This window comes from Bradyrhizobium sp. A5, from assembly GCF_042076515.1.
GTDB lineage: Bacteria > Pseudomonadota > Alphaproteobacteria > Rhizobiales > Xanthobacteraceae > Bradyrhizobium > Bradyrhizobium cosmicum.
In genome coordinates, this window is record NZ_CP148990.1 from 3,537,507 (window position 1) to 3,554,195 (window position 16,689).

Annotated in this window: 14 protein-coding genes; 8 read left to right on the plus strand and 6 right to left on the minus strand. The window is 64.2% G+C overall.

The genetic code is table 11. From position 1 onward, the window contains the following. The first annotated feature begins 27 nt into the window (after positions 1 to 27). Complete coding sequence (locus WHZ77_RS16940) at positions 28 to 576, plus strand: phage tail protein (protein WP_375314642.1); 549 nt, start codon at positions 28 to 30, stop codon at positions 574 to 576. Positions 577 to 594: 18 nt separating this feature from the next. Beyond that, the gene (locus tag WHZ77_RS16945; RefSeq protein WP_375314643.1) at positions 595 to 1,110 is read left to right on the plus strand and encodes a GNAT family N-acetyltransferase; all 516 of its coding nucleotides are present in this window, start codon (positions 595 to 597) and stop codon (positions 1,108 to 1,110) included. On the opposite strand, the gene WHZ77_RS16950 is transcribed toward WHZ77_RS16945, so the two are convergent. Next, complete coding sequence (locus WHZ77_RS16950; protein ID WP_375314644.1) at positions 1,107 to 2,063, minus strand: alpha/beta fold hydrolase; 957 nt, start codon at positions 2,061 to 2,063, stop codon at positions 1,107 to 1,109. The genes WHZ77_RS16945 and WHZ77_RS16950 overlap by 4 nt on opposite strands. 153 nt (positions 2,064 to 2,216) lie before the next feature. On the opposite strand from WHZ77_RS16950, the gene WHZ77_RS16955 reads away from it, so the two are divergent. The 6 genes from WHZ77_RS16955 (at position 2,217) to WHZ77_RS16980 (ending at position 8,918) form a co-directional block, all read left to right on the plus strand. Then, the gene (locus tag WHZ77_RS16955; protein ID WP_375308983.1) at positions 2,217 to 3,479 is read left to right on the plus strand and encodes a D-alanyl-D-alanine carboxypeptidase family protein; all 1,263 of its coding nucleotides are present in this window, start codon (positions 2,217 to 2,219) and stop codon (positions 3,477 to 3,479) included. Between the two features lie 2 nt (positions 3,480 to 3,481). Continuing rightward, positions 3,482 to 4,168, plus strand: coding sequence for a dTMP kinase (tmk, locus tag WHZ77_RS16960; protein ID WP_375308984.1), 687 nt, complete (start codon positions 3,482 to 3,484; stop codon positions 4,166 to 4,168). Continuing rightward, positions 4,165 to 5,211, plus strand: a complete 1,047-nt coding sequence (locus tag WHZ77_RS16965; RefSeq protein ID WP_375308985.1) for a DNA polymerase III subunit delta' — start codon at positions 4,165 to 4,167, stop codon at positions 5,209 to 5,211. Before tmk ends, WHZ77_RS16965 begins: the two co-directional genes overlap by 4 nt. 109 nt (positions 5,212 to 5,320) lie before the next feature. Beyond that, positions 5,321 to 7,318 (plus strand): methionine--tRNA ligase, encoded by a 1,998-nt coding sequence (gene metG, locus WHZ77_RS16970; RefSeq protein ID WP_375308986.1) that lies wholly within the window; start codon positions 5,321 to 5,323, stop codon positions 7,316 to 7,318. Positions 7,319 to 7,330: 12 nt separating this feature from the next. Next, the gene (locus WHZ77_RS16975) at positions 7,331 to 8,107 is read left to right on the plus strand and encodes a TatD family hydrolase (protein WP_375308987.1); all 777 of its coding nucleotides are present in this window, start codon (positions 7,331 to 7,333) and stop codon (positions 8,105 to 8,107) included. A gap of 13 nt (positions 8,108 to 8,120) precedes the next feature. Next, the gene (locus tag WHZ77_RS16980) at positions 8,121 to 8,918 is read left to right on the plus strand and encodes an MBL fold metallo-hydrolase (protein ID WP_375308988.1); all 798 of its coding nucleotides are present in this window, start codon (positions 8,121 to 8,123) and stop codon (positions 8,916 to 8,918) included. A gap of 5 nt (positions 8,919 to 8,923) precedes the next feature. Here WHZ77_RS16980 and WHZ77_RS16985 read toward each other — a convergent pair whose 3' ends face one another. The 5 genes from WHZ77_RS16985 to WHZ77_RS17005 all read right to left on the minus strand — a co-directional run bounded on the left by WHZ77_RS16985 (position 8,924) and on the right by WHZ77_RS17005 (position 16,595). Further along, a complete protein-coding gene (locus WHZ77_RS16985; protein WP_375308989.1) occupies positions 8,924 to 10,285 on the minus strand; it encodes an autotransporter outer membrane beta-barrel domain-containing protein in 1,362 nt (453 codons plus the stop codon). Between the two features lie 252 nt (positions 10,286 to 10,537). Beyond that, positions 10,538 to 12,187, minus strand: coding sequence for an acyl-CoA synthetase (locus tag WHZ77_RS16990; RefSeq protein WP_375308990.1), 1,650 nt, complete (start codon positions 12,185 to 12,187; stop codon positions 10,538 to 10,540). Positions 12,188 to 12,212: 25 nt separating this feature from the next. Further along, positions 12,213 to 14,096 (minus strand): TRAP transporter large permease subunit, encoded by a 1,884-nt coding sequence (locus tag WHZ77_RS16995; protein ID WP_375308991.1) that lies wholly within the window; start codon positions 14,094 to 14,096, stop codon positions 12,213 to 12,215. 24 nt (positions 14,097 to 14,120) lie between these two features. Beyond that, positions 14,121 to 15,140 carry a TRAP transporter substrate-binding protein gene (locus WHZ77_RS17000; RefSeq protein WP_375308992.1) on the minus strand — a complete coding sequence of 340 codons (1,020 nt, stop codon included), beginning with the start codon at positions 15,138 to 15,140 and terminating at the stop codon, positions 14,121 to 14,123. Between the two features lie 564 nt (positions 15,141 to 15,704). Next, positions 15,705 to 16,595, minus strand: a complete 891-nt coding sequence (locus WHZ77_RS17005) for a ferritin family protein (RefSeq protein ID WP_375308993.1) — start codon at positions 16,593 to 16,595, stop codon at positions 15,705 to 15,707. Between the last annotated feature and the right edge of the window lie 94 nt (positions 16,596 to 16,689).

The following is a 16,689-nucleotide window of genomic DNA, read 5'->3' on the forward strand; positions in this document are numbered from 1 at the left end:
GCTTCAGTGGATTCGAGGAGGGACTTCGTGGCGGACCCGTATATCGGCGAAATCCAGGCATTTCCGTTTACATTTGCGGCCCAGGGCTTCAATCAGGGTTGGCTGCCGTGCTTTGGACAATTGCTTGCCATCCAGCAGTTTACGCCGCTGTTCGCGTTGATCGGAACTGCGTTTGGCGGCAATGGCACGACCAATTTCCAGCTGCCGAATCTGAGTGGCAGTATTACCAACAGCCAGGGTGACGGTCCGGGTCTGCAGCCGCGCGTGATCGGCGAGTCCATCGGCAGCCCGACGGTCGGACTGGCCATCGGCGAGATGGCTGCGCACACTCACGGCTTGCAACTCGGTAGCAAGACGGCGGCAAACGCCGCGCCCGGTCCCGGCACGTCATCGAACATGGCAGCCATCGACCCCATCTTCAACGGATTCGTACCGCTGCCGAGCACGACCACCCTGGCGCCGAACGCCATGACGCTGAAGGGGCAAGGGATTCCTCACGACAACATGCAGCCGACCCAGGCGCTGATTTGGTGCATCGCCTACAGCGGAATTTTCCCGTCCTTTAACTCCTCATGATCCGGCACGCGCGGCGTGATGGTTGACGAGATGTTCGTCGAGATCAGTCCGGACGACCTTGACTTGCGGATTCGGCCAGCAACGCAATACGACGAGGCCTTCGTATGGCGCCTGTTCCGCGACGCCAGAGAGGAGCAGTTCGAGGCAGCCGGCCTGTCCGGGCTCTTGCTTGAACAGGTGCTTGCGCAACAGTTCCGCAGCCAGGCTGCTGGTTATAGCGAGCGATTTCCGGCCGCGAGGTCAATGATCATCACGCGGTGCGCGGCTGCGATCGGTCGACTCCTGCTCCATTGCTCAGATGAGCATTGGCACATCGTCGACATCGCGTTGCTGTCGAAGGAGTGTGGTCGCGGCTTCGGCACGGCGGTCTTCGAAGGGCTCGAAGCGAGCGCGAGAAACCGCGGTGTCGCGGCGCTCACGCTCACGGTGCTCGCGAGCAATACGCCCGCGCGGCGCTTTTACCTGAGATGCGGATTTGTCGAAATTGGCGAGGCGAACACGTCGCACGTCGCGATGCGGAAGGAGCTCGGCTAGCCTGACGACACGTTGCGCAGGAATGCCAGCAACGCCGCGTTCACCTCGTCGGGCCGCTCCTGCTGCACCCAATGGCCGGCGCCTTCGATGATCAGCTTCCGCGTCAGATTAGGCAGCACGCGCGCGAGCTCGTTGACGCGCTTGGCCCCGATCAGCCCCGTGATGACGGCATCCTCCGAGCCGGCGATGAACAGCGAGGGCTGGTGAATTTGCGCATCCTGCCAGGGCGCCGTCAGCTCCCAATTGCGGTCGAGGTTGCGATACCAGTTCAGCCCACCACGGAAGCCGGATTTCTGGAACGTCTCGGTGAAATTGGCGAGCTCAGCCTCGCTGAGCCAGTCCGGAAGCGGCTCCTCGGGATTGCCATGGCCGAGAAAGCCCTTGCCGTCCTGCACGAACATGGCGGCGCTGGGATCGGCAAGGCCGCGCCCGCCCAGCACGATGCGCATGGTCCGGGCGACGTCATGCTCCAACTCGGCCTCGGCGACGCCGGGTGTCTGGAAATACTGCCAGTAGAAATTGGTGACGCCGCCCTGGCGCAACAGCTCGAGCGGCTTGCCCCGGCCGCGGAACGGCGGCGGTACGCTCAGCCCCGCGACCGCCGTGAAGATATCGGGCCGGAACAATGCCGCGTGCCAGGCCACCGGTGCACCCCAGTCGTGGCCGACCACCATGGCCTTGGTCTCGCCGAGCGCCTGCACCAGGCCGACGACATCACCGACCGTGTCGAAAATCGAGTAGGCGGTGACGTCCGCCGGCGCCGCGCTTTGGCCGTAGCCGCGCATGTCCGGAGCGACCACGTGGAAACCGGCATCCGCAAGTGCCGGGATCTGGTGGCGCCAGGAGTACGACAGCTCCGGCCAGCCGTGGCACAGTACCACCAGCGGACCCTTGCCGGCTTCGCGGATGAACAGATCGATCCCGTTGGCCTTGATCACGCGGGTGGAAGACATCGCTTTTCCGCCTTGTTTCAGGGGTTTGGTCGAGAAATATGAGGTGCCACGATAGGGGCGCAGCGAGAATCGTGCAATCTCGGGTTCCGGCAACCAGCCTCGTGTTGTTCGCGAAGGTTCCAACTGTTAGAACGCCGCTCTCAGGGCTAGGCCATGGCATTTCGTCTTTTTCCGCTTCGTCGCAACCGGTTCACGGCCGGAATGCTGGCGCGCGGACTGATTGCTGCGGTTCTAATAGCGGCCATCGGCTCGGGCGGGGCGCTTTATGCTGCCAACCAGAGCGTCCAGGGCGCCAAGAAGGCGGAGGAGTCCGGCTTCGACGGCGACGCGCCCACCGCGATCCTGATCGAAGCCTCCAGCGGCAGCGTGCTGTTCGAGAAGAACGCCGACGAGCTGCGCGCGCCCTCCAGCATGATGAAGCTGATGACGGCGGAGGTCGTCTTCAATGCCATCAAGAAGGGCGACGTCAAGCTGACTGACGAGTACCGGATCAGCGAGAATGCCTGGCGCAAGGGCGGGGCACCGTCGGGCGGCTCGACCATGTTCGCTGCCATCAACAGCAAGGTCTCGGTCGACGACCTCCTGCACGGCGCGATCATCCAGAGCGGCAACGACGCCTGCATCGCGCTGGCTGAAGGCATCGCCGGCAACGAGAAGATCTTCGCCGCCGACTTCATGACCAAGCGCGCCCGCGAGCTCGGGATGACGAAGTCGACCTTCGGCAATTCCAACGGCCTGCCGGATCCCGGCAACAAGATGACGGTGCGCGAGCTCGGCATTCTTGCCCGGCACATCATCCTGGACTTCCCCGAATTCTACAAACTGTTCGGCGAGAAGGAGTTCACCTGGAACAAGATCCGCCAGCCCAACCGCAATCCGCTGCTCAATTCGATGGAAGGCGCTGATGGACTGAAGACCGGGTTCACCAAGGAAGGCGGCTACGGTATGGTCGGCTCGGCGGTGCAGAACGGCACGCGGCTGATCGTCGTCGTCAACGGCCTGGAAGACCCCGAAGATCGCGCCACGGAAGCCAAGAAGATGCTGGAATGGGGCTTTCGCAATTTCGAGACCCGCGCGCTGATCGCGGCCGACCAGCAGGTCGGCTACGCCAAGGTGTTCGGTGGCGAGAGCCGCTCGGTGAAGCTGGTGGCCAAGACGCCCGTGAAGGTGATGGTGCACAAGAACGGCAGCGATAAGCTGATCGCCCGCGTCATTTATAGCGGTCCGGTGCGCGCCCCGATCGAGGCCGGCCAGAAGGTCGGCGTGGTCAGGGTCTGGCGCAGCGGCAACATCGCGGTGGAGACGCCGGTCTACGCGGCCGAGGCGGTCGGCACCGGTTCGACCATGCGCCGCGCGATCGACGGCGCCAGCGAGCTCGTGATCGGCATGTTCCGCGCAGGCGCCGAGAAGCTCTGATCATGAGTGAACGCGCGGGACAGCGGCCGTCCGGACGGGGACGCTTCGTTACCTTTGAAGGCGGCGAGGGGACGGGCAAGTCGACCCAGATCAAGAAGCTCGCCGACCGCCTCAAGGCGGCGAGGATGCGCACCCTCGTCACGCGCGAGCCGGGCGGCTCGCCCGGCGCCGAGATCATGCGCCATCTTGTGCTGTCAGGCATGGGCAAGCTGCTTGGGCCCGAGGCCGAGACGCTGCTGTTCGCCGCCGCCCGCGACGACCATGTCCGCACCGTGATCCAGCCCGCGCTCAACCATGGCGCCTGGGTGCTGTGCGACCGCTTTTATGACTCGACGCGCGCCTATCAGGGTAGCCTCGGCAGCGTTCCGGTCGGCCTCATCAACGCCATGCAGCGAGTCACGATCGGTGATCTCAAGCCGGACCTCACCATCATCCTCGACCTGCCCGTCGAGATCGGCCTGCAGCGCGCAGCGTCACGCCGCGGCAGCGGCACGCCTGACCGGTTCGAAGGCGAGAAGCTCAGCTTCCACCAAGGGCTGCGCGAGGCCTATCGCAAGATCGCCGCGGACGATCCTGATCGCTGCGTGCTGATCGACGCCAATTCTGATCCCGACACGGTGGCCGCACGTATCTGGACGGCGCTGCGCGATCGCCTCCTGCCGACGCCCGCTTCGGTGGTGTCCGCATGAGCCGGCGTCAGGTCGAGCGCGACTCCGCCATTCCGCATCCGCGTGAGACGAGCCTGCTGTTCGGACATCGCGAGGCCGAAGCGGCGCTGCTCGCAGCCTATCGCAGTGGACGTATCCCGCATGCCTGGCTGATTGGCGGGCCGCAGGGAATCGGCAAGGCGACGCTGGCCTATCGCATGGCGCGCTTCGTGCTCGCCCGCGGCCAGCCGCTTTCGCCTTCCGTGCAGAGCGCCGAGACTCTTGCGATCGACGCGGACGACGCCGTGGCGCGGCAGGTTGCGGCCAGCTCCCATGGCGGCCTGTTGACGCTGGAGCGCACCGCCAACGACCGCGGCGTGATGCGCACCGTGATCACCGTGGACGAGACGCGCGAGACGATCGGCTTCTTCGGCTCGACCGCGGCGGCAGAAGGCTGGCGCGTCTGCATCGTTGACACCGTTGACGAGCTCAATCCGAATGCGGCCAACGCGCTCCTGAAGATTCTCGAGGAACCGCCGCAGCGATCGCTGTTCCTGCTGGTAAGCCACGCGCCCGCACGCGTGCTCGCCACAATTCAGTCACGCTGCAGAAAGCTGCGCCTGCGCCAGCTCGCAACCGACGATGTGATTGGTGCCGCCGCCGCAGCCGCCGACCTCGACCCGAACGATCCCGCACTGCGCGAAGCGGCGGAGGCCTCCGAAGGCAGCGTCGCGCGGGCGCTGACGCTGCTTGGCGGTGATGCCCTGAAGCTTCAGCAGCGTACGGCGGCGCTGCTGGCGAAGCTTCCGCAGGTCGATCCGCGCGAATTGCACACGCTCGGCGATTCGCTCGGGACCAGCGACCGCGTCGCGCTGGCGGCTTTCGTCGACGGCATCGACCGCTGGATCGCGGAACGGCTGCATGTCGACGAGGCCAATGCCAACCAGAACCTGCCGCGCCTTGCGCGGCTAGCTGAGGTATGGGAAAAGATCGTCCGCGCCGCGCGCGACACCGAGACCTACAATCTGGAGCGAAAGCCCTTGGTTTTTTCGGTGTTCGGCTGGCTGGCGGACGCAACGCGCTAGAGCATGATCCGGAAAATTGTGCAGCCGTTCTGCAAGAGGATCATGCTCAAACCAATGACCTAACGCAGGTTCGTTTCCAAATTTCGAGAAGCCGGTAAAGGAATTCGTCGTGGCCACGCGAGCTAAGAAAACCGTCAAAGCCAAAAGCAGCAAGAAGAAAAAGGCTGCCAAGAAGGCCGTGAAGAAAGTCGCGAAGAAGGCTGCAAAAACGCGCGCGTCCAAGGCCGCCAAGAAGGTAAAGAAAAGCAAGAAAGCCGCTGCAAAGAAGGGCGTGAAGAAGAGCGCCGCGAAGACGGCAAATAAGGCCGGCAAGAAGGCTGCGAAGAAGCAGGTTGTCGCAAAGAAGACTTCGAAGACAAGGACCGCCAGCAAGCCAGCCAAGGCCTCCGGGAAGAACAAGGCTCCAGCGAATAAGGTGGCCAGGACGGCGAGGGTGACTGCTCCCGCCGTGACCGCCGCACCGGCTCCTGTCGCCACGCCGCCGAAAACTGCCAAGCCGAAGGCGCCGCGCGTTCCGAATCCCGTCGCGGCGGCGCAGGTCACTGCGCCCGTTGCCGCCCCCGCGCGCGACAATCTCTTCTACATCACGACAGCAATCGCCTATCCCAACGGCAGCCCGCATATCGGCCACGCCTATGAAGCCATCGCGACCGACGTGCTGGCGCGCTTTGCGCGGCTCGACGGCAAGGACGTGTTCTTCCTGACCGGCACCGACGAGCACGGCCTGAAGATGATCCAGACCGCGCAGAACGAGGGCCTCACTCCGTCCGCACTGGCCGCCCGCAACGCGGCCCGCTTCAAGGAGATGGACGAGCGTCTGAACGTGTCGTTCGACCGTTTCATCCGTACCACTGAAGAGCAGCACCATCGCTCCAGCCAGGAGATCTGGCGGCGCATGGAGGCGAACGGCGACATCTATGCCGACACCTATTCCGGCTGGTATTCGGTGCGTGACGAGGCCTATTACGCCGAGGAGGAGACCCGCCTGAACGACGACGGCGTACGCCTCGGCCCGCAGGGCACGCCGGTGAACTGGGTCGACGAGAAGAGCTATTTCTTCCGGCTATCGTCCTATCAGGACAAGCTGCTGAAGCTCTATGCCGAACGCCCTGATTTCATCGGACCGGACTCGCGCAAGAACGAGGTGGTGAGCTTCGTCAAGGGTGGACTGCGCGATCTCTCGATCTCACGCACGACCTTTGACTGGGGTGTCAAGGTGCCGGGCGACGAAGAGCACGTGATGTATGTCTGGGTCGACGCGCTGACCAATTACATCACCGGCGTCGGATTCCCCGACGAGAGCGACAAGAATTGGCGCTACTGGCCAGCCGATGTGCACATCATCGGCAAGGACATCATCCGCTTCCATGCGGTGTACTGGCCGGCATTCCTGATGTCGGCCGGGATCCCCGTGCAGAAGCGGGTCTATGCCCACGGCTTCCTGTTCAACAGGGGCGAGAAGATGTCGAAGTCGGTCGGCAACGTCGTCGACCCCTTCAACCTTGCCGACCAGTACGGCGTCGACCAGATGCGCTATTTCTTCCTGCGCGAGGTGCCGTTCGGCCAGGACGGCAACTACAACCACGAAGCCATCGTCGCGCGCATCAATGCCGATCTCGCCAACGACCTCGGCAACCTCGCACAGCGCTCGCTGTCGATGGTCGCAAAGCAATTGGGCGGCGTGCTGCCGGAGCCCGGCGAGTTCAGCGACAACGACAAGGCGATCCTGGCGATGGCCGACGGCATGATCGCGGCGAGCCGCGAAGCGATGGCGACGCAGCAGATCCATCACTGGCTCAACGCCGTATGGGCCGTGGTCGCGGAAGCCAACCGCTATTTCGCGGGCGAGGCGCCGTGGGCGCTGGCCAAGACCGATCCGGCGCGACAGAAGACGGTGCTCTATGTCACCGCCGAAGTCGTGCGCCAGATCGCGATCCTGGCCCAGCCGGCGATGCCGACCGCCTCCGGATTGCTGCTCGACAGCCTCGGGATCCCCGCGGAAGAGCGGAACTTCGCTGCGCTTGGCGATGCCAAGCGCATTGCACCGGGCTCGACGCTGCCGGCGCCGACACCGGCGTTCCCGCGTTACATCGAGCCGGCTGCGTAAGGCGCTCGCGCGATGTTGGTCGACAGTCACTGCCATCTGGATTTTCCGGATTTCGCGGAAGATCTCGACGGGATCGTGTCGCGTGCGCGTGCGGCCGGCATTGGCCGCATGGTCACGATCTCGACGCGGGTGCGAAAGCTGCACCAGCTTCTGGCGATCGCCGGGCGCTACGACGATGTCTATTGCTCGGTCGGCACCCATCCGCACAATGCGGATGAGGAGGACGGCATTTCGCCGGACGAACTGATCGCGCTGACGGAGCATCCCAGGGTCGTCGCGCTCGGTGAGGCCGGTCTCGACTATTTCTACGACAATGGCTCGCCGGAGGCGCAGGCGAGGGGCTTTCGCGCCCACATCGCAGCCGCTCGCGCGACTGGTCTGCCGCTGGTGATCCACACCCGCCAGGCGGACGAAGACTGCGCCCGTATCCTGGAAGAGGAAACGGCGAAGGGATCGTTTCGTGCCGTGCTGCATTGCTACACGGGTGGGCGCGAACTGGCGCTGAAGGCGGTGTCGCTCGGTCTCTACATCGGCTTCACGGGTATCCTGACCTTCAAGAAGTCGGAAGCCCTGCGCGCGCTGGCGGCCGAACTGCCGTCTGACCGTATTCTGGTTGAAACAGACTCGCCCTATCTTGCGCCCGGCAAGTTTCGGGGCAAACGCAACGAGCCGGCCTATGTGGTCGAGGTCGCAAAGGTGCTCGGCGAGACGCGCGGCGTGTCGTTTGAGGAGATCTCACGCCAGACCACCGAAAACTTCTTCCGCCTGTTCTCCAAGGTGAAAGCTTGAGATTGGGAGCCGCATGACGCTGACGCTGACGATCCTGGGCTGCGGCTCCTCCGCCGGCGTACCGCGCCCGGCACTCGGCTGGGGTGCCTGCGATCCCAAGAATCCCAGGAACCGCCGCCGGCGCTGTTCGCTGCTGGTCGAACGGAAGTCCGAGCACGGCACCACACGGATCGTGATCGACACCTCGCCGGATTTGCGCGAGCAATTGCTCTCGACAGATGTCGACCACATCGACGCGGTGTTCCTGACCCACGAGCACGCCGACCAGACCCACGGCATGGACGATCTTCGCTCGGTCGTCATGCACATGCGCCGGCGCATCCCGACCTATTTCAACCAGTCCACCGCCAAGGATATCCTGTCGCGGTTCTCCTACTGCTTCATTTCGCCGGAAGGCAGCGACTATCCGCCGATCCTGACGCTGCATTCGATCGAGGCGGGCGAAGAGCAGACCATTCTGGGGAAGGGCGGTGCCGTGACCATGACGGCCTTCCTGGTGCAGCACGGCCAGATCCCGGCGCTCGGCTATCGCATTGGGAACGCCGCCTACACGCCGGACCTCAACGACATTCCGCGCGAGAGCTGGGGCGCGCTCGAAAATCTCGACCTCTGGATCGTCGACGGTCTGCGCTACACCCAACATTCAAGCCATTTCAGCATTAACGACGCGCTGTCCTGGATCGAACGCTTCAAGCCGAAGCGCGCTGTCATCACCAACATGACCGCCGACGTCGATTACGAGGTGATCCGGCAATCGCTGCCATCAGGCGTGGTGCCGGCTTATGACGGGCTGCGGCTGGAGACGCACTAGGCGGTCTACCAGGCGTAGCGGAGCACTGCCTTGCCGGTATAGGAGCGAACCAGGCTCGACACTTCGCTGTCGAGGTTCGCCGAGGCCGACCAGCCGCTCGAGTCCCGTAGCTCGAGCGCAACGCCGGTCAACGTGGCGTTCGGCGCCAGTGCCGTGCCGCCAACGAGAAAGCCCTGGCCGGGCAGCGACTGGAACGCCGCCGGAATCGGTTGCCCGGCGCTGAAATCATGCGCCCAGGCTAATCGTCCGCGCAGGTTCATCACGCTACCGAGCAACGCGAAGGACGTGTTCGTACGCAGGCCGAGTTCGGTGCGGCTGTCGGTGAAACTGTCGCTGCCGAGCGCGGCCGGCGATGCATCGACGGCGTAGGCCGGCTGCGCCGTATTGGAGGGCAGACGGAAAGTTGTGATCTGCGCGGCTGCATAGGGTGTGATGCCGAGCCAGCGCGTGGCAATACGATAGCCGCCTTCGATCCGACCGGAATAGGCGTTGGCGTTGATGGCCTCGTTGAGCTGGCCGGTGCCTGCCGGCGTCGCCTGATAATCGCCGGTGATGGCCTGCCACCCGTAAGCGAGCGCGGTTGCGACATAGGCCGATCCAGTCGAATGCCTAGCGAAGGCGCCGGCCTGAAACAAATCGGAGCGGCCGCTCGAAAAATTGTTGGCAAAGCCGGTGCCGCCGCCGGCGAGCGCGAAGCCCATCCGCGTCTGCGGCGAGAGTGCATAGTCGGCGCCGATCACGGTGCCAAAGCTCCGGCTGGCGGCGCCGCTGCCGCCAGTCGACACCTGTGATCCGGCGAAGCCGGAAGCCCAGACGCTCCATTGGGCCGTCGCAAGTGAGGGCTTGCCGTAGAGCGCGGCATAGGCCTCGCGGCCGATGCCGCCGTGCGTGGGATCATTCCCCATCGCGGTGTAGGCGGAGAGTTCGGCGTCGAATTCAGCCAGCCCGATGCCGCGGCCGTCGATGGCGGGATTTAGCAGGGTCTGCGTGAACTGCGTCATCGCCAGAAACGTGGCCTGCGTCGTCTCGGTCCGCGAGGCACGGTCGGTGCCGCCGCCCAAAGACTGCCGCAGGCCGCCGAACCGCGCATCGACGGCAAGACCCTGCTGCGGCTCGCCGTTCCAGCCATAGCCCGGCTGCACGCCGCCGCCATTGCCGAACCAGGCGCCCGGGAAACTCTGCGCCTGCGGAGCGCCATATCCAGCGCCCGAAAAATTGCTGACGCCATAGGCCGGCACATTCGGGCTCGGCGATCCGAATCCTTGCGCCCCCGAAAACGCGCCGAACTCGCGCATGACTTGCGCATCAGCCGCGCGCGGCAGCAGCAGACCGGCCGTCAATAGCAGCAGCGGCAGACGCGCACGCACGTCCGCGCTCACGACACCAACCGCATGAAGCGCCCCAACAGCGCCGGTCGCCGGCCGCGCAGCCCGCGCGGCGAATCATGTGGAAACAGCGAATCCGACGGAACTGAAACGTAAATGCGTCTCTAACGCTTTCCAATCTTTTCCTGTCGTGTCGCGATGTCGTCAAACCCGCGCGATCGGTTTCAGGACGACGCACATTCACCGCGCAGACACAGTTCGTGTTTCAAAATGTGTCTGAGGCCGGAGCAGGGCTCAGGCGGTGATCGCCTTCGCCGAGCCAACCTCGTTGCGCAGCAGGAATTTCTGGATCTTGCCCGTGGACGTCTTCGGGATTGGTCCGAACACGACCGCCTTCGGCGTCTTGAAGCCGCTCATATGCGTGCGGCAGAAGGCGATGATGTCGGCCTCGGTCGCACTCGCGCCGTCCTTCAGCTCGACGAAGGCGCAGGGCACCTCGCCCCATTTCGGATCGGGCTTTGCGACTACGGCTGCGAACAGCACGGCCGGATGCTTATAGAGGATGTCCTCGACCTCGACGGACGAGATGTTCTCGCCGCCGGAGATGATGATGTCCTTGGAGCGATCCTTGATGGTGACGTAGCCGTGCTCGTCGAGCACGCCGAGATCGCCGGTGTGAAACCAGCCGCCCTCGAACGCTTCCTTCGTCGCCTTCTCGTTCTTGAGGTAACCCTTCATCACGATATTGCCCCGGAACATGACTTCGCCGATGGTCTCGCCGTCGCGTGGCACCTGCTGCATGGTCTGCGGGTTGATGACGGTGACGCCTTCCTCGAGCGGGTAGGGCACGCCTTGCCGCCGCTTCATCCGCGCGCGCTCGGCGGGCGGAAGCTCGTCCCAGCCCGGCTGCTCGGCGCAAACGGAGGCGGGGCCGTAGACCTCGGTCAGGCCATAGACGTGGGTAAGCTTGATGCCGATGCTTTCCGCGCCTTCGAGCACAGCAACCGGCGGTGCTGCACCGGCGATCAGCCCGACCACGCGGCGGCCGGCGTTGCCTTTCGGCGCATCGGGCGCGTTGATCAGCGTGTTGTAGACGATCGGCGCGCCGCACATGTGGGTGACGCCGTGCGTCCTGATCAACTCGAAGATCCTGGTCGGCTCGACCTTGCGCAGGCAGACGTTGATGCCCGCGGCTGCAGCCATGGTCCAGGGAAAGCACCAGCCGTTGCAATGGAACATCGGCAACGTCCAGAGATAGACCGGGTGCTGGCCGAGATTGCCCGCGAGGATATTGCTGACGGCGTTGAGATACGCGCCGCGATGATGGGTGACGACGCCCTTGGGATTGCCTGTCGTGCCCGAGGTGTAGCTCAGTGCGATGGCGTCCCATTCGTCGCGCGGCGGGATCGCGACGAAGTCCGGATCGCCTTGCGCGATGGCGGCCTCATACTCGATCTCGCCGATGCGCTTGCCGCCTTTGAAGGACGCATCGTCGACATCGACAACGAATGGCTTCGGTCCCTTCATCTGTGCGAGCGCATCGGTGATGACGCCGGAAAATTCGGGGTCGACCAGAATGATTTTCGCGCCGCCATGGTCTAACTGAAACGCGATCGAGGGCGCATCGAGACGGATGTTGAGCGCGTTGAGTACGGCACCCGTCATCGGCACCGTGAAATGCGCCTCGTTCATCGCCGGAATGTTCGGCAGCATCGCCGCGACGGTGTCGCCGACGCCGATGCCCTTGCCGGCAAGCCAGGAGGCAAAACGCTTGCAGCGCTCATGCGTCTGGCGCCACGTGAAGCTGCGGCCCTCATAGAGCGTGCTGACGTGATCGGGATAGACGGCGGCGCTGCGCGCGATGAAGCTCAGCGGGCTCAGCGGCACGTAGTTGGCGGGGGTTTTGTCCAGGCCGATATTGTACTGGTTCTGCCGCTCGCTCATCGACACCCTCCTTGAACGCCGCCCTCTACAGGAATCCGATCGAGATCCAGGGGAAGACCGCGACGATGATCAATCCCACCAGCAGCGCCAGCAGATAGCCCCAGATCGGCCTGATGCCTTCGGCCGGATCGACCTTTCCGATGGCGCAGGCGGCATAATAGCCGACGCCGAACGGCGGGGCGAATAGCCCGATACCCATCGCCAGAATGATGATCATGGCGTAGTGCACCTCGTGCACCCCGACCAGGCGCGCGATCGGAAACAGCAGCGGCCCGAACAGCACGATGGCCGGTATGCCTTCCAGCACGCTGCCCAGGACCACGAAGGCCAGGATCGAGACTGCGATGAAGGTGCCGGAGCCGCCGGGCAGGCCGGTCATGGAGGCCGCCAGCGCCCGCGAGAAGCCGGATTGGGTCAGGCCCCATGCCATGCCGGTCGCAGTGCCGATGATCAGCAGGATCGCGCCGGACAGGCAGGCGGTCTCGATCAGCATCGGCAAGAGCCGCCGCCAGTCGAACTGGCGGTAGATCAGCAGCCCGATGACCAGCGCATAGACGATGCCGATGGTCGAGACTTCCGTCGCGGTGGCGATGCCTTCGACGACGGCGTAACGGATCACGAAGGGCAGGGCCAGGGCAGGGATGGAGACGACGAACGTGCGTGCAATCTCGCCCGACGTGGCGCGCCGGACGTGGCTGAGATCCTCGCCGCGGTAGCGCCACCACACCAGCCCCGACAGCGTCAGCGCCAGCACGACGCCCGGCAGCAGGCCGCCGGTAAACAGCGCCGAGATCGAGACGCCCGTGACCGAGCCGATGGTGATCAGCACCAGGCTCGGCGGAATGGTTTCGGTCTGGGCGCCGGTGGCGGCGAGCAGGGCGACGAGATCGCCGGGCTTCGCGCCGCGCTGCTTCATCTCCGGAAACAGCACCGGCGCGACGGCCGCCATGTCAGCCGCCTTGGCACCGGAGATGCCGGAGACCAGGTACATGGCACCGACCAGCACGTAGTGCAGGCCGCCGCGGACATGGCCGAGCAGGCTTGCCAGGAACGCCACCATGGCCCGCGCCATGCCGGTCATTTCGATCAGGAGCCCCAGGAATACGAACAGCGGCACCGAGAGCAGGATGAGGTGGCTCATGCCCTCGTCCATCCGTCCGACGAGCACCATCAACGGGGTCCGCGTGGTCAGCGCCAGATAGCCGAAGATCGCAAGTCCAAAGGCGAACGCGATCGGTACGCCGGCGAACACGCAGAGGCCGACCACGCCGACGAAGAAGATGATGAGGTTGATGTTGCCGAGCGGCTTGAGCAGCGGCTGCGCGAACCAGAACAGGCCCATCAACACGACGATCGTTGCCACGGCGGTCAGCAATGTCTTGAGATCGCCCACGCGGGCGAGCCGCAGCAGCGCGAACAGCACCATCAGGCAGATGCCCACAGGCAGCGCGGCCGCGCGCCAGGTGTTGGAGATCTGGAGTGCCGGTGTCGTGATGAAACTCTCTTCATAGGCGTATTCATAGGACGGGTGCACGATCAGCAGCAGGAACGCCAGCGCCGCACAGGTCGCGACTACGTCGAGATAAGCCCAGAGCCTGGGACCGGCGCTCGCGACCAGCGCCGTCATCCGCATGTGCTCGCTGCGGCGGAATGCGACCGCCGAGCCCAGCATCGCCAGCCACAGGAACAGCATCGAGGCCAACTCGTCGGACCACACCAGCGGCGCATGCAGCACGTAGCGCGAGACCACGCCGGCAAACAGGATCACGATCTCGGCGACGACAAGGATCGCCGCCGGGATCTCGACCAGCCATTTGAGTGCAAGCTCGATGGAGCCGAGCAGGGACCGGCGGCGAGGGGACTGAGCCACCTCGCCGGCCACGGCTGGCGTCATCTCGACATGAGCCATGGCAAGGGCCCTATTGCTGGCGCGTTACGACAGTTTGCCGACGGACTTTTCGAGCAGCTCCCAGGCCTTTTCGCCGTACTTGCCCTTCCACTCATTGTAGAAGCCGGCCGAGCGCAGCTTGTCGCGGAACGGCCCGACCTCGGGCTGGTTGAACAGCAGGCCCTTGCCGGTCAGTTCCTGCCTGACGCTGATATTGAGCCTCTCGGTATCCTCGCGCTCCTTTACGGCGGCGGCGTTGACGTTCCTGGCGACGATGGTCTTGATGTCGTCCGGAAGCGCAGCCCAGGCGCGGCGGTTCATCAGGAACCAGAAGCCGTCCCACATGTGGTTGGTCATCGAGCAATACTTCTGGACCTCGTACAGCTTTGCCGTCGAAATCAGTGCCAGCGGGTTCTCCTGGCCCTCGACGATCTTGGTCTGCAGCGCCGAATAGACCTCGGCGAAATTGATGGAGGCGGGCGAGGCGTCGAACGCCTTGAACATCGAGGTCCACAGCGGCGACACCGGCACGCGGATCTTGAAGCCCTTGAAGTCGTCCGGACCGTTGATCGGCTTGGTCGAGGACGTGGTCTGGCGGAAGCCGTTGTCCCAGATCTTGTCCATGACCTCGAGGCCGGCCTTGTTGATCTCGCCGCGCACATAGGCGCCGAGGTCGCCGTCCATGGCCTTCCAGACCGTGGGGTAATCCGGGAACGCAAAGCCGATGCCGTTGATCGAGGCCGCCGGCACCAGGGTCGCCAGGATCAGGCCGGACAGCGTGAAGAACTCGACGCCGCCGGAGCGCACCTGGCTCAGCATGTCGGTGTCGGAGCCGAGCTGGCTGTTCGGGAACACTTGCATGTCGAACCGGCCATTGGTCTCGGTCTTGATGGCCGCCGCCATCTCACGGGCGCGCGCCACGAACGGATGCGATTCCGGCAGGTTGTTGGCAAACTTGTAGGTGAACTCGGCGGCCTGGGCACGGGCCACATAAGGCGCGCTGACGCCGCCAAAGACGGCGGTCGCGGCGGAGGCCTTGAGAAGCGTGCGTCGGGAAAAAATCATGGGTCTGCTTCCTCGGAAGTTTGTTCTTGTTGTGAGATGCAAACCTATACGGACGTCGGGCCAGAAGGTCATCTGCGATCTCGCGAAGCTCGCTTATTGCAGCCGGACAACGTCGCGGCAATATCGGCTTTCGGCAGATGCGTCGGACAAAAAATGCGAAAACAACCCCATGCACAGTAGCCGTCAAACGCTGCGGCGTCGGTTGAGGTTCAAGCCGGAAAGAGGCCTGGAGCGAAGGCGCTGTGGCAGGATCTTTGTCTAAGTGTCTGATAGAATTGTATATAAATATATTCCATAATATACCTTATGCGAATCATGGATATTGGGGCCATCAATCTTGGGCGCGCCTTGTCCTTGCTCAATCGGGATCGGATTGGGCCACTCTGCGCTCGGCGGGCGCCCACCGTCCCCGGTCGTGGAGATCGTGCCGGTGCGGTGCGACGGTTTTCAGTCGGTTCAGTTGGGAGGCCTCCCGGAATCCCCAGGCGCTCCGGGATCTCGCAGTTTCATCGTTCGATGAGCTCTACGAAAGCGTCACCGGACTCGGGCAGGCAGGCCCGATCGCTAACCCGGCGAAAGCGATCGCAGCCAGGCCAGTCTGGAGATCGCCCTCTCCGCCAGCCTTTGCAGGACCTCGACCCGCGCCGAATCGTCCGAGCGGTCCGCGCCGTCGAGGTAGCTGTCGGCCAGGACTTCGGCGATCTCCAGCGCATCCTTTCCTTCCAGCGAAGCCGGGAAGCTCCCGACATGGGCGGCTTCGTCGGCCATCCCGGCCGCCTCCCGACGCATGTCCCGTGTCCGGACGGCGGCCGGCCCACTCAGGCGCTGCTCGAGATCGGCGAGCTGGTCGGCAAGGCGAAGTTCGAGCCTTTGTGCATCGATCTGGGCTGATGCGGCCGGCGATCCTTTGGTGCCCCCATGCTCCTGATCGGCATGATAGGCGCGGCGCCTCTCCCTTCGCAGCGTGGCAACGTGGCCAAGCTCCTCCTTGGCCATGGCCTCGGATGCCTTCTTGATTTCGGGATCATTGGAATAGGCCGCCAGGTAGGACCAGAAGGCGAAGGCGCGCTCTTCGTTGCGGACCGCCATTGCAAGCGCGCGGTAGGGCGTGATCAACCGCGAGGTCTTCAGCTCCGCCGCGGCTTCCTCACCGAGAGTCTCCGGCGCATCCCAGCGTACCAGTGCGGGATCCGGGTCCTTGCCACGGCGCGATTGCGACCACCGTGTGACGCTGTCGACGTGCTCGCGCTCGGCGGAAGCCAGGTGCGCGAATACGCCCGCGAGATCGTCCTTGCCCTGGCGGCGCATCTCTTCCGAGAGACTATCGTACCGATTTGCAGCCTCCTGCTCCATTGTATGCGCAAGCGCAAAGAGCTCGTCGAGAGACTTCAATACACCCGCAGGCTCCGAGCACAGCAACGACGTGCGCAGCAACGGCATGACGATGATTCCCATATTCGGACTTCTGATCGAGCGTCGGACCAACACGAAATATATTTCCGAGGCTTGACAGATGCGACTTACCCGCGCTGATTGTTGCACGTCAGCG

What these genes read in the sequence shown, in the direction of transcription:
- WHZ77_RS16945 (WP_375314643.1), top strand. Translation starts at nt 595, where the DNA reads ATGGTTGACGAGATGTTCGTCGAGATCAGTCCGGACGACCTTGACTTG.
- WHZ77_RS16950 (WP_375314644.1), bottom strand. Translation starts at nt 2,063, where the DNA reads ATGTCTTCCACCCGCGTGATCAAGGCCAACGGGATCGATCTGTTCATC.
- WHZ77_RS16955 (WP_375308983.1), top strand. Translation starts at nt 2,217, where the DNA reads ATGGCATTTCGTCTTTTTCCGCTTCGTCGCAACCGGTTCACGGCCGGA.
- tmk (WP_375308984.1), top strand. Translation starts at nt 3,482, where the DNA reads ATGAGTGAACGCGCGGGACAGCGGCCGTCCGGACGGGGACGCTTCGTT.
- WHZ77_RS16965 (WP_375308985.1), top strand. Translation starts at nt 4,165, where the DNA reads ATGAGCCGGCGTCAGGTCGAGCGCGACTCCGCCATTCCGCATCCGCGT.
- WHZ77_RS16975 (WP_375308987.1), top strand. Translation starts at nt 7,331, where the DNA reads ATGTTGGTCGACAGTCACTGCCATCTGGATTTTCCGGATTTCGCGGAA.
- WHZ77_RS16980 (WP_375308988.1), top strand. Translation starts at nt 8,121, where the DNA reads ATGACGCTGACGCTGACGATCCTGGGCTGCGGCTCCTCCGCCGGCGTA.
- WHZ77_RS16990 (WP_375308990.1), bottom strand. Translation starts at nt 12,187, where the DNA reads ATGAGCGAGCGGCAGAACCAGTACAATATCGGCCTGGACAAAACCCCC.
- WHZ77_RS16995 (WP_375308991.1), bottom strand. Translation starts at nt 14,096, where the DNA reads ATGGCTCATGTCGAGATGACGCCAGCCGTGGCCGGCGAGGTGGCTCAG.
- WHZ77_RS17000 (WP_375308992.1), bottom strand. Translation starts at nt 15,140, where the DNA reads ATGATTTTTTCCCGACGCACGCTTCTCAAGGCCTCCGCCGCGACCGCC.
- WHZ77_RS17005 (WP_375308993.1), bottom strand. Translation starts at nt 16,595, where the DNA reads ATGGGAATCATCGTCATGCCGTTGCTGCGCACGTCGTTGCTGTGCTCG.